This is a genomic window from Pannonibacter phragmitetus (assembly GCF_050510895.1).
Taxonomy (GTDB): Bacteria; Pseudomonadota; Alphaproteobacteria; order Rhizobiales; family Stappiaceae; genus Pannonibacter; species Pannonibacter phragmitetus_B.
Genome location: NZ_JBNINT010000001.1, coordinates 2,331,765 through 2,347,790, shown reverse-complemented (window position 1 = coordinate 2,347,790; position 16,026 = coordinate 2,331,765). Strand labels below are relative to the sequence as shown.

At 61.9% G+C, this 16,026-nt stretch carries 14 protein-coding genes, 3 tRNA genes and 2 pseudogenes; 12 read left to right on the top strand and 7 right to left on the bottom strand.

The genetic code is table 11. The features are described from left to right. Positions 1 to 126 precede the first annotated feature (126 nt). Positions 127 to 2,109 (top strand): threonine--tRNA ligase, encoded by a 1,983-nt coding sequence (gene thrS / locus ACQB61_RS11120; protein WP_430512660.1) that lies wholly within the window; start codon positions 127 to 129, stop codon positions 2,107 to 2,109. Positions 2,110 to 2,198: 89 nt separating this feature from the next. Here thrS and ACQB61_RS11115 read toward each other — a convergent pair whose 3' ends face one another. Next, positions 2,199 to 3,047: a hypothetical protein gene (locus ACQB61_RS11115; protein WP_430512659.1), complete on the bottom strand. Its 849-nt coding sequence runs from the start codon at positions 3,045 to 3,047 to the stop codon at positions 2,199 to 2,201. Positions 3,048 to 3,596: 549 nt separating this feature from the next. Here ACQB61_RS11115 and ACQB61_RS11110 point away from each other — a divergent pair. The 4 genes from ACQB61_RS11110 to ACQB61_RS11095 all read left to right on the top strand — a co-directional run bounded on the left by ACQB61_RS11110 (position 3,597) and on the right by ACQB61_RS11095 (position 7,289). Next, positions 3,597 to 4,190: a nitroreductase family protein gene (locus ACQB61_RS11110; protein ID WP_430512658.1), complete on the top strand. Its 594-nt coding sequence runs from the start codon at positions 3,597 to 3,599 to the stop codon at positions 4,188 to 4,190. Positions 4,191 to 4,194: 4 nt separating this feature from the next. Next, a complete protein-coding gene (locus tag ACQB61_RS11105) occupies positions 4,195 to 4,797 on the top strand; it encodes a flavin reductase family protein (RefSeq protein ID WP_430512657.1) in 603 nt (200 codons plus the stop codon). A gap of 173 nt (positions 4,798 to 4,970) precedes the next feature. After that, entirely contained in the window at positions 4,971 to 6,011 is a 1,041-nt protein-coding gene (locus ACQB61_RS11100) for a lytic transglycosylase domain-containing protein (RefSeq protein ID WP_430512656.1), read from the top strand. Between the two features lie 126 nt (positions 6,012 to 6,137). After that, positions 6,138 to 7,289, top strand: coding sequence for a DUF2336 domain-containing protein (locus ACQB61_RS11095; protein WP_430512655.1), 1,152 nt, complete (start codon positions 6,138 to 6,140; stop codon positions 7,287 to 7,289). 22 nt (positions 7,290 to 7,311) lie between these two features. On the opposite strand, the gene ACQB61_RS11090 is transcribed toward ACQB61_RS11095, so the two are convergent. From ACQB61_RS11090 to ACQB61_RS11080, 3 genes and pseudogenes are all read right to left on the bottom strand, one after another. After that, entirely contained in the window at positions 7,312 to 7,836 is a 525-nt protein-coding gene (locus ACQB61_RS11090) for an Hpt domain-containing protein (RefSeq protein ID WP_430512654.1), read from the bottom strand. Between the two features lie 58 nt (positions 7,837 to 7,894). Further along, positions 7,895 to 8,677, bottom strand: coding sequence for an NAD kinase (locus ACQB61_RS11085; protein ID WP_430512653.1), 783 nt, complete (start codon positions 8,675 to 8,677; stop codon positions 7,895 to 7,897). Positions 8,678 to 8,802: 125 nt separating this feature from the next. Then, positions 8,803 to 9,281 (bottom strand): annotated as a pseudogene (locus ACQB61_RS11080) (Lrp/AsnC family transcriptional regulator). A gap of 139 nt (positions 9,282 to 9,420) precedes the next feature. On the opposite strand from ACQB61_RS11080, the pseudogene ACQB61_RS11075 reads away from it, so the two are divergent. After that, positions 9,421 to 10,440, top strand: a pseudogene (locus ACQB61_RS11075) (1-aminocyclopropane-1-carboxylate deaminase). A 148-nt stretch (positions 10,441 to 10,588) separates the two neighbouring features. Here the strand turns inward: ACQB61_RS11075 and ACQB61_RS11070 are convergent. Beyond that, positions 10,589 to 10,664: transfer RNA gene (locus tag ACQB61_RS11070), tRNA-Thr, on the bottom strand. Positions 10,665 to 10,795: 131 nt separating this feature from the next. Next, the gene (locus ACQB61_RS11065; RefSeq protein WP_430512652.1) at positions 10,796 to 12,001 is read right to left on the bottom strand and encodes a GTP-binding protein; all 1,206 of its coding nucleotides are present in this window, start codon (positions 11,999 to 12,001) and stop codon (positions 10,796 to 10,798) included. A gap of 242 nt (positions 12,002 to 12,243) precedes the next feature. Between ACQB61_RS11065 and ACQB61_RS11060 the strand changes: the two genes are divergently transcribed. The 3 genes from ACQB61_RS11060 to ACQB61_RS11050 all read left to right on the top strand — a co-directional run bounded on the left by ACQB61_RS11060 (position 12,244) and on the right by ACQB61_RS11050 (position 13,123). Beyond that, positions 12,244 to 12,558, top strand: a complete 315-nt coding sequence (locus ACQB61_RS11060) for an antibiotic biosynthesis monooxygenase family protein (protein WP_430512651.1) — start codon at positions 12,244 to 12,246, stop codon at positions 12,556 to 12,558. A 71-nt stretch (positions 12,559 to 12,629) separates the two neighbouring features. Beyond that, positions 12,630 to 12,854: a hypothetical protein gene (locus ACQB61_RS11055; RefSeq protein ID WP_430512650.1), complete on the top strand. Its 225-nt coding sequence runs from the start codon at positions 12,630 to 12,632 to the stop codon at positions 12,852 to 12,854. Beyond that, complete coding sequence (locus ACQB61_RS11050; protein WP_430512649.1) at positions 12,845 to 13,123, top strand: hypothetical protein; 279 nt, start codon at positions 12,845 to 12,847, stop codon at positions 13,121 to 13,123. The genes ACQB61_RS11055 and ACQB61_RS11050 overlap by 10 nt, the downstream gene beginning before the upstream one ends. Before the next feature lie 33 nt (positions 13,124 to 13,156). Here ACQB61_RS11050 and ACQB61_RS11045 read toward each other — a convergent pair whose 3' ends face one another. Beyond that, entirely contained in the window at positions 13,157 to 13,981 is an 825-nt protein-coding gene (locus ACQB61_RS11045) for a TrmH family RNA methyltransferase (protein ID WP_058900188.1), read from the bottom strand. 406 nt (positions 13,982 to 14,387) lie between these two features. Between ACQB61_RS11045 and ACQB61_RS11040 the strand changes: the two genes are divergently transcribed. From ACQB61_RS11040 to tuf, 3 genes are all read left to right on the top strand, one after another. Beyond that, positions 14,388 to 14,472 (top strand) — tRNA-Tyr (locus tag ACQB61_RS11040). Positions 14,473 to 14,493: 21 nt separating this feature from the next. Then, positions 14,494 to 14,566 (top strand) — tRNA-Gly (locus tag ACQB61_RS11035). A gap of 173 nt (positions 14,567 to 14,739) precedes the next feature. Continuing rightward, the gene (gene tuf, locus ACQB61_RS11030) at positions 14,740 to 15,930 is read left to right on the top strand and encodes an elongation factor Tu (RefSeq protein ID WP_430512648.1); all 1,191 of its coding nucleotides are present in this window, start codon (positions 14,740 to 14,742) and stop codon (positions 15,928 to 15,930) included. Positions 15,931 to 16,026 lie beyond the last annotated feature (96 nt).

Below are 16,026 nucleotides of genomic sequence, written 5' to 3'. Positions count from 1 at the left end.
TGCAGAGGCAGCACAATTGCCTGAGCTGCAGAGGTTGTCCCTCAAGCGCAAATCCCTTATTCAGACCCAGTCGAAAAACACAAAAGCTTACCTGCCTCGTCTGCAGGAGTGAGCAGGAGATGACTGATGATCAATCTGACTTTCCCCGACAATTCCGTGCGCTCCTATGAGGCCGGCACCACCGGTGCCGCCGTTGCCGAGGGCATTTCCAAGTCGCTGGCCAAGAAGGCCGTGGCGATGACCCTTGATGGCGAGCTGCGCGATCTTTCGGATGCCATCACGGCGGATGCGCGCATCGAGATCGTGACCCGCGAGGACCCGCGCGCCCTGGAGCTGATCCGCCACGATGCGGCCCACGTGATGGCCGAGGCTGTGCAGGAAATCTGGCCGGGGACCCAGGTCACCATCGGCCCGGTGATCGAGAACGGCTTCTACTACGACTTCAAGCGCGTCCATCCGGACACCCGCGAGGATTGGCCCTTCACGCCCGAAGACCTGCCGGTCATCGAGAAGAAGATGCGCGAGATCATCGCGCGCGGCGCGGCCTTCACCAAGGAAATCTGGTCCCGCGAGGAAGCCAAGCGCTATTTTGCCGCCAAGGGCGAGACCTACAAGGTCGAGCTGGTTGACGCGATCCCCGAAGGTCAGGATCTGAAGATCTACAAGCAGGGCCAGTGGCTGGACCTCTGCCGTGGCCCGCATATGGCCTCTACCCGCCAGATCGGCGATGCCTTCAAGCTGATGAAGGTGGCTGGAGCCTACTGGCGCGGTGACAGCAACAACGAGATGCTGACCCGCATCTACGCCACCGCATGGGCGAATGAGGCTGATCTGAAGGCCTATCTGCACATGCTGGAAGAGGCGGAGAAGCGCGACCACCGCAAGCTCGGCCGCGAGATGGACCTGTTCCACTTCCAGGAGGAAGGTCCGGGCGTTGTGTTCTGGCATGCCAAGGGCTGGAGCCTGTTCCAGAGCCTTGTTGCCTACATGCGCCGCCGTCTTTCTGGTGACTATGATGAGGTGAACGCGCCGCAGGTGCTGGATACCTCGCTGTGGGAAACCTCCGGTCACTGGGGCTGGTACAAGGAGAACATGTTCTCCGTGCAGTGTGCCGACCCGGAAGCCGAGGATGAGCGCATCTTCGCGCTGAAGCCCATGAACTGTCCCGGTCACGTGCAGATCTTCAAGCATGGGCTGAAGAGCTACCGCGACCTGCCGCTGCGCATGGCAGAATTCGGTGTGGTGCACCGCTATGAGCCTTCGGGCGCCATGCACGGGCTGATGCGCGTGCGCGGCTTCACGCAGGACGACGCCCACATCTTCTGCACCGAAGAGCAGATGGCCGCCGAGTGCCTCAAGATCAACGATCTGATCCTGTCGGTCTACGAGGACTTCGGCTTCAACGAGATCGTCGTCAAGCTCTCCACCCGCCCGGAAAAGCGCGTCGGCTCCGACGAGCTTTGGGATCACGCCGAAGAGGTGATGACCCGCGTTCTGAAGCAGATCGAGGAACAGTCCGGCGGCCGCATCAAGACCGGCATTCTGCCGGGCGAGGGCGCGTTCTATGGTCCGAAGTTCGAATACACGCTGAAGGATGCCATCGGCCGTGAATGGCAGTGCGGTACCACGCAGGTGGACTTCAACCTGCCGGAACGCTTCGGCGCCTTCTACGTGGACAAGGACGGCGAGAAGAAGACGCCGGTGATGATTCACCGCGCCATCTGCGGCTCGATGGAACGCTTCCTCGGCATCCTCATCGAGAACTTTGCCGGTCACTTCCCGCTGTGGCTTGCGCCCAAGCAGGTCGTGGTTGCCACCATCACCTCAGAAGCGGATGACTACGCGCGCGAGGTGCATGCGGCGCTGGGCAAGGCAGGCATCCGGGCTGATCTCGACCTGCGAAACGAGAAGATCAACTACAAGGTCCGCGAGCATTCGCTGGCCAAGGTGCCGGTCATCCTCGTTTGCGGCAAGCGCGAGTCAGAAGAGCGCACAGTCAACGTCCGCCGTCTCGGTTCGCAGAACCAGACGCCGATGGGCCTGGATGATGCGATTGCTGCTTTCGTCGAAGAGGCCGTGGCGCCGGACCTGAAGCGCGCCCGCGGCTGACGGCTGCGGGGCGTTCCGGGAAACAGGAACAAAAAGACCGCCGTGGCGAAAGCTGCGGCGGTCTTTTCATGTCTGTTGAACTGTGCCTGTCAGTTTTGCGGGAGCTGGCTGGCGTTGGAGGTTTCGGTACGGGCGAGCACCTCGACCTCTTCATTCTCGCCGGAGACGACCGTGAAATTGCGGCTGTAGTTGACGCCATTGTTCCGGGCGACCACTTCGTACTCACCTGCTGCGAGAATGAAGGATGGAAAGGCGCCGTTGCCTTCCACCACTGTGTCGCCGCCGGGCGTGAGGATGGTCCAGGCCGTATTGGCGATAGCCTCGCCGCCCAGTTCGTTGACGAGCTTGAGTGTCACACTGGCCGCATTCTGGAACAGCGTTGCTGACGTCAGTTTGCCCGCTTCAACGGAGATGTCCGCACGCACGATGGCATTCACATCGCCATAACGGCTGACCACATGATAGGTACCGGCATTGAGGCGCACGATGGTCTCAGGCTTGACGCCGGAAACGATGACCTCGCGCTCTCCTATGGCGTTGAAATTCATGCCGAGAATGTCGAACCGCAGGTCATCTGCCGGCAGGGGATCATCCGGGCCAAGGGCTGCGTTCAGCTTTATGCCCCCAGCATTGAGCACGACCGTCTTGGAATAGACGCCGCGGCCAACGACAAGACGGTTGGTAGAGCCTGCAAAGCCGTAGGAGGTGTGGATGAGATAGGTGCCGGGATCGAGCCGGAACTCTGCATCTCCACCCATGGCCGTTGCCACCAGTTCCAGTTCGCCACTGGCATTCGGGGCTTCTCCATAAACCCGCCAGAGCAGTCCGTCAGAGATCTGCGCTGCTCCTTCCGTCAGCCGCGCAACCAGATAAACGGCACCCTTTTCAAGGCCTGACTGAGTGCCATCCGTCAACGTATTGGACGGTGCATAGGGCACGAGCGTGTCGTTGAAACGGCTTGCGGGGTCCTCTGGCGACAGAAGCGGGACCGCCGCCGTGGCGCCCTCAACCGCGGAGGGATCCGGCGAGACGCCCTCGGGGGATCCCGGGAGATGCGGCTTTCCCAGAGGTGTCGGAGGGGACAATGGCGCAGAGAAAGCCGTGCCTGAATCCAGAGAGGGGGCTGCTGGTCCGCTGGCACGGCCGTCGCCTCCTGGGCCGCCGCCGCTGTCTGCATTGCAAGAAGAGCCATAAAGGCTGCGGTCAGAGCGCGCCTTAAAGTCCGTGCCAGTCCTGCGCTGCGGTTGTTTCCCGTCATCATTTTTCCTGCGCTGGCCCTCTGCCACTCGCTGCGGATCTTCTGTCAGATCCGGCAAAGGCCAATTCATGCTTCCGGATGCTGTGGCCATGGGCTGCCACATCCGTTTCCAGAGAGTTAATGGCCCGGAAAATCGGGCGAATTCAAGTCGCATGCAAGCCCGGTTGACAAGTGAGGTTAAAAGCTTACCACTTTTGCCAGATTTTATCCCACCGCTTTAGAGGCTTCCATGAGCGAATTTGCCAAGCCGTATCCGCATGTTACCGACTTTCTGCTAGCCCGCCGGTCGCATCTGGCCATAACCCTGTCCGAGCCCGGCCCAGATGCAGAAACCTTGGAAAAGATCCTCACCATTGGCGCGCGTGTTCCCGACCACGGGAAACTCGCACCCTGGCGCTTTGTCGTCTATGCGGGGGAGGTACGCAGCAGAATCGGTGAACGTCTGGCAGCCCTTGCAGAAAGCCGGAATGGCCCGCTCTCGGAGGCGCAGAGAACGCAGGAACTCAACCGCTTTATCCGTTCGGGTGTCGTGATCGGCGTTCTGAGCCGCGCTGCCGTTCATCCGAAGATTCCGGTGTGGGAGCAGGAGCTGTCGGCCGGTGCCGCCTGCATGAACATTCTCACTGCAGCCACGGCAGCCGGGTTCGGTGCGCAGTGGATCAGCGAGTGGTACAGTTTCGATGACGAGGCGGCGCGCTATCTTGGGGCAACCGAGGGAGAGCGCTTCGCCGGTTTCATCCATATCGGAACGCCGACGCAGGCGCCGTTCGAGCGTCCGCGCCCGGAGCTTGCCAGCATCGTTACCCACTGGGCCGGGGAGTAAGCTGTTGTTCTATGACACCGTTTCCAATGCTCATGGGCTGGCCTTCAACCCCTTCAAGGCCCTTGTTGCGCCGCGCCCCATCGGCTGGATCTCGTCCCTGAGTGCGGAGGGCACGGCGAACCTCGCCCCTTACAGCTTCTTCAACGCCGTGGCTGATACGCCGCCGATCGTCATGTTCTCCTCCTCCGGCTGGAAGGACAGCGTGCGCAACATCGAAGCGACGGGCGAGTTCGTGTGCAATATCGTCAGCCATGACCTGCGCGACGAGATGAACGCAACCTCCGCCCCTGTTGGTCCCGAAGTGTCCGAATTCGAGCTGGCCGGCCTCGAAATGGCACCCTCCAATCTGGTCAAGGTGCCACGCGTGAAGCGGGCCAAGGCGGCGCTTGAATGCCGGATGCTGCAAATCCAGCAGTTGAAGGACCTCGATGGCAATGCTGTCCAGAACTACATGGTTCTGGGACAGGTGATCGGCGTTCATATCGATGACAGCATCATCGAGAATGGCCGTGTCGTGCCCTCGCGGCTGGAGCTGCTTTCCCGCCTTGGTTACAAGGATTATGACGTTACCCGTGACGTTTTTGAGCTCACCCGCCCCAAAGGGTGAGTCGCTTTTGCCGGACCGCGACGGCTTCAGGCTTAGCGGTCCGGCTTGTTCCGGCGAACTATCCGCATATCTGTCAGGGTTTTCGGCCTCTTTCCCATTGAAATTCACGCTCGTTAACCGGTACTGGATGCGCGTTAACTATTTGTTAACCATTTGGACTGGATCTTAACCGTGTGGTAATCTTTACATCGAGGAGACGGGTTCATGCGTGTTGCAGACTCCACCTCGATCGCGTCGCGGATCGAGCAAGCCTTCCAGACCGCAAGCACTACGACGGGGACGTCTTTCGACTACCTGCTGAAGACGGCTGCGCGGGATCCTCGTTCCAGCCCGCGGCGCAGTCGAAGACCTCCAGTGCGACCGGTCTGTTCCAGTTTGTTGAACAGACCTGGCTTGAAACTGTCAAGGACAGCGGCGGCAGGCACGGCCTGCAGTCTTATGCCGATCAGATCGAAAAGACGGCCACCGGAAAATACCGTGTCAGCGATCCCGATATGCGTCAGGAGATTCTGGACCTGCGCAAGGATCCGGAGGTTTCCTCCCGCATGGCAGGTGAATTCACCCGCAAGAATGCCGAGTTCCTCTCCAATCGCCTTGGCCGGGATCCGAAGCAGGGCGAGCTTTACATTGCCCATTTCCTTGGCGCGCAAGGTGCATCGCGGCTGATCAATTCGGCGCAGGTGAGCCCGGAGAGTTCCGCCGCCCAGATGTTTCCTGCCCAGGCGAAGGCCAACCGGGCCATCTTCTATGATGATGCCGGGTCAGCCCGGACGCTGGCGCAGGTCTATGACGTTCTCGTCAGCAAGCATGATGGGTCCGCTGCCGTGATGGTCGCTTCGGCGCAGGGCACGGATGATCTGCCAAAGAGCCGCATCCTGACCGGCTTTGCCGAGGAGTCCGGTTCGGGCGATCCGGTAGGGGCACGGGTGGACAGAGCCTTCCAGGCCGCTGAGACCAGCGCACCCTTTGAGGCCCTGTTCCGCGATGATGCTGGCTCGCGCAAGGCGACCATGTCCGGCAGCTATCTGGCGGCCTTCGCCGGTGTGAAAGATGATCACGTGTTCTCTCGCGCTGTTGGCGGCACACGTGTGGTGGCCCAGCTGGCGGGCGGGGAAGGGGCTATTGCCCAGACGCAGGACGGGCCTCTGGATCTGACCGGCTTCCTCAACTATGCGCCGCTCGGCGTGAAGCGCGATTTGCTGCCGCCGGCCTGAGCAGGCAAGGGCGGCGCTGGCAGTGGCGGACCTCTGCCTCATTTATGGTGAACCGAACGTTAAGCCTTTGCGTGGCACTGTGATTTGCACCTTGTTGAGGTGCATTGTGTGTTCGGGTCACGCGTCATGATCATTCGTCAGTTTCTGTCCTGGGCCGGTACGGCAGCGCCTGCAGAGCGCGCCGAGGCCACCGCTGCGCTCGCGCGCGCCTTCCTGCATTCGCCGATGAGCGAGGCAGAGCGGGGCGACTGTCAGGCTGCATTGACCTATCTGCTGGATGATCCCGCGCCTGAAGTCCGCTTTGCTCTTGCAGACGTCTTTGCCCGCCGGGAGGACGCGCCGCGCCCCGTGGTGCTGGCGCTTGCCCGTGATGCAGCGCTGATTGCCTCGCCCATCCTCGAATTTTCGCCGCTGGTGCCAGACTGCGATTTGATCGATCTGGCTGCGGAAGGCTGCGGCGCGGTGCAATGCGCCATTGCCCGGCGCCGGAACCTTTCAGCACCAGTCGCTGCTGCGCTGGCGGAAGTGGCTGGACCGGAAGCCTGCGCCGTGTTGCTCGACAATCCCGATGCGGTGATCGTCTCTTTCAGCCTGTCCCGTCTTGCCGAACGCTTTGCCGACGACGCCGCAGTGCGCAGCCGGCTTCTGGCCCGCGCCGGGCTGCCGCTGACCATCCGCCACACACTGCTGACAGCCTTGACCGATGGCCTGAAAGCTCAGGCGCTGGTGCTTGCCGGCGAGGCGCTTACGGAAAGCGCAGAGACCTATCTTGAGGAAGCCCGCGAGCGTGCGACCGTGGTGCTGGCGACCGGAGCAACGGACGCGGAACTGGCCGGTCTCGTTGAACATCTGCGCGCAGGCGGTCAACTCACGGCCCGTTTGATGCTACGGGCCGCCGGTATGGGCCGGCTTCGGGTTCTGTCTGCCTGCCTGTCCGCTCTTTGCGGCCAGCCGCAGGCGCGGGTGGCGGATCTGCTGGCCACCGGACGTGCCGGAGCCCTTCGCTCCCTGCTCATGGCCACCGGTCTGCCCCAGCGCACGGTCGCTGTGTTTCAGCTGATGGTCGAGACTTACAGGGAGGCGGATTGCAGTTTCCTGCAGGATCAGGCCCCCGCCACAACTCGCGCCGTGATGGAGGCCATCAGTGCCGGGCTTGAAGACATGGCTGTTAGCGGCGGGGTGGAGGATGTCTTCGCCCTGATGCGGACGCTGGTCCTGGAAGCTGCCCGTGAGGAAGCGCGGATGCTGGTGACCACGGAACTTCTGGCCGCTGCGTAGAGCCAGGGCCTGTGCGTCAGGCTCAGTCCTTAGCAGGGACAGTGCGTTCGATATAATCCTGTGTCACGTCCTGCAGCTTGTGCAAAAGAGCCGCGCCGGTCGGATTAGCCACGTCCCGGGCTTCTTCGGCCACGATGGCGCGGATCGCGTCCACATGCTGGCGCAGAAGTGTCAGTGGCAGGTGTGCAGGTGTATTTACCGCTTCGATCAGATGGCAGAGACTTCCCGCCACGGCCCCTGCCAGCGGATAGCCGAGCGTCTGTGCCTGCCCCTTGATGTTGTGAACCGTATTGTAGAGTTTCGCGAGGGTCGTGTCGTTCAGCCCCTCCGCCTCGATGAGGCTCCAGTCGGCGAACAGCTGCCCGGTCTCCTTGTGCATCCAGCCGTCGAACTGGACAGACAGCCGCTCCAGTGCTGCTTCAGCCGCCTTGATGGGGTCGAACTTGGCCGCCTCACGCTGGCTCATCACCCGCACCTTCTTGCGCAGGTCCGTTGGCGGCGTGACAAATTCCACGTCGCTGCCCTGAAGATCGTCATCGCTGATCATGATCTGCTTCCTTGCCCCTGCCTGTACTGTCCGAGAATCCGCTTGAGACAGTTCAAGGTCAATAGCGGAACATTTCACTAAGGATGCGCTCGTCCCAGCCATGGCCTGCGTCCGACATGATCAGGCAGGCAGAGCTCTTGTCCTCGCGCACGCTTACCTTTGCCACATTGCGGATTTCCGTGTGATCGGCTGCGGCGCTGACCGGGCGCTTGGCGCTCTCCATCACCTCGATTTCAACAACCGCATGATTGGGCACCAGTGCGCCGCGCCAGCGGCGGGGACGGAAGGCGCTGATTGGGGTCAGTGCCAGCAGCGGGGCCGAAATCGGCAGGATGGGTCCGTGGGCGGACAGATTGTAGGCTGTGCTGCCCGCAGGGGTCGACACGAGACAGCCGTCACAGATCAGTTCTTCCAGCCGTTCGCGGCCATCCACCGAAATGCGCAGTTTGGCCGCCTGATAGGTCTGGCGCAGCAGGGAAACCTCGTTGATGGCACGGGCACTGTGCTGCACGCCGGCCTGATCGATCGCTTGCATGTAGAGCGGGTGGATCGTCGTCACATCCGCAGCCGCCAGCCGCTCCAGCAGGCCGTCCTGCTGATACTCGTTCATCAGAAAGCCGACGGAACCCCGGTTCATGCCATAGATCGGAATGCCGGAATTCATGAAGCGGTGCAGGGTCTGAAGCATCAGGCCATCGCCGCCGAGAGCCACGATCACATCCGCTTCGCCAGGTGTGGCGTTGCCATACAGCGCCGTCAGCGCGGTGAGTGCCTGATGGGCCTCCTCCGTGTCACTGGCAACCAGCGCGATGCGGCCGGGGTGGATTTCTCTCTGGGTCATTGGCTCTGGAACTCGGGTGCTGCTTCTGCCGCGGCTCCGCGCCGCCCGCCATTCATCCGCCAGATTGCCCGCCACCGCAAGGCGCGATTGCTGGAATGCGGCAGTCTACCGGCGTTGATCCTGTTTCAGAAATCAAGGCGGGCATTGTCGACCACTTCCTTGATGACGAAGAAAGTGCGCGTCTGGCGGACGCCGGGCAGGGCGATCAGCTGTTCGGCATGCAGACGGTTGAAATCGGCCATGTCGCGGACACGGATCTTCAGAAAGAAGTCGAAGTCTCCCGCCACCAGATGGCAGTCGAGCACAACGGGCAGCTTGCGGATGGCCTCCTCGAAAGCGGCGAAACTCTCCGGTGTCGAGCGGTCCAGCTCCACCCCCACCATGACCAAGGCCCCCGGCTGACCTTCTGCGGATCGATCACTGCCCGGACATCCCGCACATAGCCATCGTCAAACAAGCGCCGGATACGCCGGTGGCAGGTGGCGGGGCTTACATTGACCGCAGCGGCGATATCCGCGTTCGACATGCGCCCATCCTGCTGCAGCAGATGCAGGATCTTGCGATCGATGCGGTCGAGGGATTCAGGGGTGAAAGAGTCTTTCATTATGAAACATAAATCCGGAATAATAATTATATTCAAGCTCGTTATCTGAAATCAGATGATCATTCATAAGTAAAGAATGCAAGCACCTTTCATATCCTTCCTGCTAGCGTTCCGCCACCTTTCAAGAATGGAGCGAACAATGCTGAAGCTGGACAAATTCGAACGTTACCCCTGACCTTTGGCCCGACCCCGATCGAGAAGCTTGACCGCCTGTCGGCCGAGCTGGGCGGCGCTGTGGAGATCTACGCCAAGCGTGACGACTGCAACTCCGGCCTTGCCTTCGGTGGCAACAAGCTGCGCAAGCTGGAGTATATCGTTCCGGACGTGCTGGCCTCGGGGGCTGATACGCTTGTCTCCATCGGCGGCGTGCAGTCGAGATCACACCCGCATGGTCGCCGCAACCGCAGCCAAGCTCGGCCTCAAGTGCGTGGTGGTGCAGGAAAGCTGGGTGCCGCATGAAGATGCCGTCTATGACCGCGTCGGCAACATTCTGCTCACCCGTCTGATGGGCGCAGACAGCCGCATCGTTGATGATGGCTTTGACATCGGCATCCGCAAGAGCTGGGAAGACGCGCTGCAGTCCGTCAAGGATGCCGGTGGCAAGCCCTATGGCATTCCGGCAGGCGCCTCCGTCCATCCCTTTGGCGGTCTCGGCTATGTGCGCTTTGCTGAGGAAGTGCGGGCGCAGGAAGCCGAAATGGGCATCCGCTTCGACTATATCATCGTTTGCGTCGTCACTGGCTCCACTCAGGCTGGCATGATTGTCGGCTTTGCTGCCGATGGCCGCGCCGACCGTGTGATCGGCATCGATGCCTCGGGCACGCCGGAGCAGACCCGCTCGCAGGTGCGCGAGATTGTCGACCGTACCGCTGATCTGGTGGAGCTGGGCCGTCCGGTGCGTGAGGACGAGATTGTCATCGTCGAGGACTATGCCTATCCGGCTTATGGCGTTCCGAGCGCAGAGACCAACGAAGCCATCCGTATGGCCGCCCGCACCGAGGCGATGATCACCGACCCGGTTTATGAGGGCAAGTCCATGCAGGGCATGATCGACCTCATCCGCAAGGGCAAGATCCCGGCCGGTTCCAAGGTGCTCTACGCCCACCTCGGCGGCGCCCCGGCCATCAACGGCTACAGCTACACCTACCGCAACGGCTGAGTTCCCCATCGACCAGTCTGCGTGCAAAGCGGCAGCTCCCACCCCCGGGGGTTGCCGTTCTCTTTTCCGGACGTGTTTTTTCGCGAATATGGCCAGCAGCACCCCTGCGCAGGCCGCATCAGGAACGATTGTCAGATCTGGGAGAGGGTGGTGCCGGCAACAGGGTTCGAACCCGTGACCCCCTGATTACAAATCAGGTGCTCTACCTGCTGAGCTATACCGGCATCTTTCGCGGCTTTTAGCATGGGTTTGGCGGATGTGCATCTGCCTTCATGCAATTTTTCCACTGATGAGGAGAGGCCGGAAAGAAGAGGAAGATACGGCGGGGTGAAATGTGGCCCCGCCGGTGATGATGTCAGGCTGCGGCACGGCCCCAGGCGGGGAAGGGGTCCTTGAGATTGCGCCAGCTGGCCGGGGCAAAGGACGAGGCAGGCACGAGGCAGGCGGATAGGTCGCGGCGCAGCGCTTCCTCATCCATCGGGTCCGTGCCGATGAACACCAGCTCCTGCCGCCGGTTGCCCCATTCCGCATCCATGTAAGGTGCCATGGCCCTTTGCCAGTCCGGGTGGTCCGGCCAGTGGGTCTTGGGCACGGCGGACCACCACAGACCGCGCTTTTCGGTGCGCACCTGTGCGCCTGCCATGCTGAGTTCGCCGACGAACTCCGGCCGGGTCGCCAGCCAGAAGAAGCCCTTGGCCCGCACGACACCGGGCCAGCTGCGGTTGATGAAGGCCTGCAGCTTTTCCGGATCAAACGGCTGGCGGGCGCGGTAGACGAAGGAGCGGATGCCATATTCCTCCGTCTCCGGCACGTGATCGGAAAATCCGTTCAGCTCCTTGTACCAGAGCGGGTGCGCGTGGGCCCGGTCGAAGTCGAAGCGTCCGGTGCCCAGCACGTCGGACAGCAGCACCTGGCCATGGTCCACCTCGATCACGCGAGCCTCGCTGTTAAGCGAACGGATGATCTTGCGGGCCGCTTGCAATGCCTCCGGTGCAGCACTTGATACCTTGTTGAGCACGATGACATCGGCAAATTCCATCTGGTCCACCAGCAGGTCGATCAGCGTGCGGGTGTCGTCTTCGCCAAGGGATTCGCCCAGATCATCCAGCAGGCTGACCGAGCCGAAATGGCCGAGCAGGCTCGCCGCATCCACCACCGTCACCATGGTGTCGAGCCGGGCGATGTCGGACAGGCTTTCGCCATTCTCATCGCGGAACTCAAAGGTGGAGGCAACAGGCAGAGGCTCCGCAATGCCGGTGGATTCAATCAGGAGATAATCGAAGCGGCCGGCCTCCGCCAGGCGGCGCACTTCCACCAGCAGGTCGTCGCGCAGGGTGCAGCAGATGCAGCCGTTGGTCATCTCCACAAGGGTCTCCTCTGTGCGCGACAGGTTGGCCCCGCCATCGCGCACAAGGGCGGCATCAATGTTCACCTCACTCATATCATTGACAATGACAGCAACGCGAAGCCCTTCGCGGTTGGAGAGAATGTGGTTGAGAAGCGTTGTCTTTCCGGCGCCCAGAAAGCCGGATAGCACGGTGACGGGAAGGCGTTTGGTCATGGTTCGCTCGTGTGGGTCTGGAGTTGCGTTCTTATAATGTAATAACATTACAACCGATCTAGCATGACCTGTGCGGCTTGCCAAGGGGCATGCAGGATCTTCTGCGGCGCGGCCGTCTTGCATGGCCATACGGCCCGGAGCCGGGGCTTGACCTGTGGCCTGCCTGTAAATATGAATTATCCACTCAGGTATTTAATGCCGTCCGCAGAAGGCTGTCCGGGCGGCTGTGCAGGGAGAGACGCATGTTCGTGGCAATGAACCGCTTCAAGGTGAAGTCTGGTCAGGAAGAGGCTTTCGAGGCCGTATGGAAAGGCCGGGATTCCCGTCTCGACGAAATGAAGGGCTTCAAGACCTTTCATCTGCTGAAAGGGGCAGCGGACGAGGCGGAAGGCATCACGCTCTATGCCTCACATACCGTGTGGGAGAGCCGTGAGGACTTTCTGGCCTGGACCAGGTCCGAGCAGTTCCGCGAGGCTCATCGCAACGCCGGGTCCAACAAGGACCTCTACGCGGGGCCGCCGCGCTTCGAGGGCTTCGAGGCCGTGACCGGCGGCTGATGCCGGGTCATTTCACGGGAAATAAACGCCAAAGGCCCTGAAGGCTGAAGTGTGACAAGGCAGAAGGCAACATGAGCACCGAGCCCCGCAAGACCGCAGACGAGCGCCCGCAGACCCCGTCCTGTCCGGGTGGCGCTGTGAGTATGCTCTCACCCGACGAGCAGACAGTGGTGCAGGTGCTGCGGCTGATCTGCCTGTCCTATGCCCGGCCGCAAAGTCAGGCCTGGGAACAGGCGCTGCTGACGGCGCAGGCGGGCTTTGGGGAGGGCTTGGCGGCGAGGTCGCGGTGGCGGTGATGCGTCTGATGCGGGCGATCCGAACCGTGCGCCAGACCACGTTCCGTTTCCGTGATCCGGGGTGCCGATGCTGCCGCGCCAGCCTGTCAGATCAGGAGGGCAGGGTGCTGGCCATGGTGCGCGCCGCACTCGCCGATCCGGTGCATCCTGCGCTGATCGATGCGATGATCCTGTGTGAGGGCGGCCCGGCAAACCGGGTGCTGCTGGAGGCCGACCGGCTGGCAGGCCTTCTGCACAGGCGCAAAGCGCCCCAGCAACGCGCTGCATAATGTCTGCGCGGGAGTGCGTCCCGCGCAGGACGATCAAAGGCCCATCTTGCTCCGGGCGAGATAGAGCGAAAGCACCGCAGCGTTGGAGACGTTGAGCGAGCGGATTTCGCCCGGCATGTCGAGACGTGCCGTGGTATCGCAGGCTGCCCGCACGCCGGGGCGCACGCCTTTGCCTTCAGACCCCAGAACAAGCACGGTTTTGCTGCCAAAAGTGGTCTCTTCCAGCGTTGCCGGGCCATCGCTGTCGAGGGCGACGCGGAAGAAGCCCTGCTCGCCCATCTCTTCCAGAAACTTGGCGAGATTCTTGACGCGCACGTGCCGGATCATGTCCAGCGCGCCGGATGCGGATTTGGCCAGCACGGAGCCTTCCTCAGGTGCGTGGCGCTCGGTCGTGACAACGGCATCGGCGGCGAGCGCAACGGCGGAGCGCAGGATCGCACCCACATTGTGCGGATCGGTCACCTGATCGAGGGCGAGCACCAGTCTTGCGCCCTTCAGTTCCTTCACCCCATAGGCGGGCAGTGGGTCGGCTTCCAGGATCATGCCCTGATGCACGGCATCGCGGGTCACCATCCGGTCAAGGGCGCGGGGCATCTGGATGTCGACGGGCACATCAATCTTGACGCCGCGCTCCTCGAGCCGGTTCACCGCATTCTCTGTTGCATAGAGACGAATGCGGCGGCGGTCCCGGTTGCGGAAGGCGGCTTCCACGGTGTGCAGGCCATAAAGCAGCACTGGTCCCTCCGGCGGCAGGCCGGGGCGGCGTGGGGCTGGCTTGACGAAGCCCTGTCCCTTGCCGGGACGGGCCTTGCTGGTGAAGGGGCGCCCGCGCTGCGGGCCAGAAGAATGTTCGCTCATGCCGCTCTCCTACTCTCTATATGTGAGACGGGAAAGAGGAAGAGGGCTTTGCGCTGCATGAATGAGCCAGAGATTCTCCTGTCCTGACAGATTCTTCTGAAGCCTGAGGGCTGGAAGTCCTCTTTCTGCTGCATCGCGGTACGAGAGGGGCCATTTCGGCCAAGCCTGTGCAAAACTTCACGAAACCGTCCGAAGTCAAGGGAAACCCAAAGGCGGCGCGGGCTTGGGTCGCTCGCTCGCGAAGCGGGAAAACGGATGGCCACGAATTTTCTTGAAAGAAATCCAAATCGGCGTTGACAGCGGGGAACCCTATCTGCATAACACGCGCCACAGGACACCCCGGACGGTTGGACGGGGCGGTCTGTGAAGCCATCCTGACTGCTTCGGATCAGAGGCCTGACGGAATGGAGGAGTGCCCGAGTGGCTAAAGGGGACGGACTGTAAATCCGTTGGCTAAGCCTACGTTGGTTCGAATCCAACCTCCTCCACCATCGTCTCCCGAGGTCCGGTGCGCGGGTGTAGCTCAATGGTAGAGCAGCAGCCTTCCAAGCTGATGACGAGGGTTCGATCCCTTCACCCGCTCCATCACTGGGTGCCGATCAGATTGACCGGTGCGGGCTTCGCTCGCTCAGGGTCCTGAACAGAACGGGAAGCAATTCGAACTGGCCGCGGCGCCTGAGATGGCTGCCGGTGCCGCCGGAAAGCGTCCCGCCTCGAACCTGACGACCGAACTGCGTAACAGATAGAGAGCGACGCCGATGGCGAAGGAAAAGTTTGAGCGCACGAAGCCGCACGTGAACATTGGCACGATCGGCCACGTTGACCACGGCAAGACGACGCTGACCGCGGCGATCACGATGACGCTGGCTGAGACCGGCGGCGCGGTTGCCAAGGCCTATGACCAGATCGACGCAGCGCCGGAAGAAAAGGCGCGCGGCATCACGATCTCGACGGCACACGTTGAGTATGAGACGGCAAACCGTCACTACGCTCACGTTGACTGCCCGGGTCACGCCGACTACGTGAAGAACATGATCACCGGTGCTGCGCAGATGGACGGCGCGATCCTGGTGTGCTCGGCCGCTGATGGCCCGATGCCGCAGACCCGTGAGCACATCCTGCTCGCCCGTCAGGTTGGCGTTCCGGCTCTGGTCGTGTTCATGAACAAGGTCGACCAGGTCGACGACGAAGAGCTTCTGGATCTCGTCGAGATGGAGCTGCGCGAGCTGCTCTCCTCTTACGACTTCCCGGGCGACGACATTCCGATCGTCAAGGGCTCGGCACTGGCAGCGGTTGAAAACCGCGACCCGGCCATCGGCCGTGACGCGATCCGCGCTCTGATGGAGGCTGTTGACGCCTACATCCCGACGCCGGACCGTCCGATCGATATGCCGTTCCTGATGCCGATCGAAGACGTGTTCTCGATCTCTGGCCGTGGCACCGTGGTGACCGGTCGTGTTGAGCGCGGCATCGTGAAGGTGGGTGAGGAAGTCGAGATCGTCGGCATCCGCGACACCAAGAAGACGACCGTGACCGGCGTTGAAATGTTCCGCAAGCTTCTGGACCAGGGCCAGGCAGGCGACAACATTGGCGCGCTGATCCGTGGCGTTGGCCGTGAGGACGTTGAGCGTGGCCAGGTTCTGTGCAAGCCGGGTTCGGTTAAGCCGCACAAGAAGTTCAAGGCCGAAGCCTACATCCTGACGAAGGAAGAAGGCGGCCGTCATACGCCGTTCTTCACGAACTACCGTCCGCAGTTCTACTTCCGTACGACGGACGTTACGGGCATCGTTGAACTGCCGGAAGGCACGGAAATGGTGATGCCGGGCGACAACATCTCGGTCGTCGTGACGCTGATCGTTCCGATCGCCATGGAAGACGGCCTGCGCTTCGCTATCCGCGAAGGTGGCCGTACCGTCGGCGCCGGCGTGGTTGCATCGATCATCGAGTGATGATGGCGGGCGCCGGCTCATCCGGCGCCTTCCCCTCTGGACTTGATAGGCCTCTTGCGGGCTTCTTGAACCGGAGATAAGAACAGGTTTGGACGG

Excerpts from the sequence above, each read along its gene's own strand:
- thrS (WP_430512660.1), top strand. The coding sequence starts at position 127 with ATGATCAATCTGACTTTCCCCGACAATTCCGTGCGCTCCTATGAGGCC.
- ACQB61_RS11110 (WP_430512658.1), top strand. The coding sequence starts at position 3,597 with ATGAGCGAATTTGCCAAGCCGTATCCGCATGTTACCGACTTTCTGCTA.
- ACQB61_RS11095 (WP_430512655.1), top strand. The coding sequence starts at position 6,138 with ATGATCATTCGTCAGTTTCTGTCCTGGGCCGGTACGGCAGCGCCTGCA.
- ACQB61_RS11090 (WP_430512654.1), bottom strand. The coding sequence starts at position 7,836 with ATGATCAGCGATGACGATCTTCAGGGCAGCGACGTGGAATTTGTCACG.
- ACQB61_RS11085 (WP_430512653.1), bottom strand. The coding sequence starts at position 8,677 with ATGACCCAGAGAGAAATCCACCCCGGCCGCATCGCGCTGGTTGCCAGT.
- ACQB61_RS11065 (WP_430512652.1), bottom strand. The coding sequence starts at position 12,001 with ATGACCAAACGCCTTCCCGTCACCGTGCTATCCGGCTTTCTGGGCGCC.
- ACQB61_RS11060 (WP_430512651.1), top strand. The coding sequence starts at position 12,244 with ATGTTCGTGGCAATGAACCGCTTCAAGGTGAAGTCTGGTCAGGAAGAG.
- ACQB61_RS11055 (WP_430512650.1), top strand. The coding sequence starts at position 12,630 with ATGAGCACCGAGCCCCGCAAGACCGCAGACGAGCGCCCGCAGACCCCG.
- ACQB61_RS11045 (WP_058900188.1), bottom strand. The coding sequence starts at position 13,981 with ATGAGCGAACATTCTTCTGGCCCGCAGCGCGGGCGCCCCTTCACCAGC.
- tuf (WP_430512648.1), top strand. The coding sequence starts at position 14,740 with ATGGCGAAGGAAAAGTTTGAGCGCACGAAGCCGCACGTGAACATTGGC.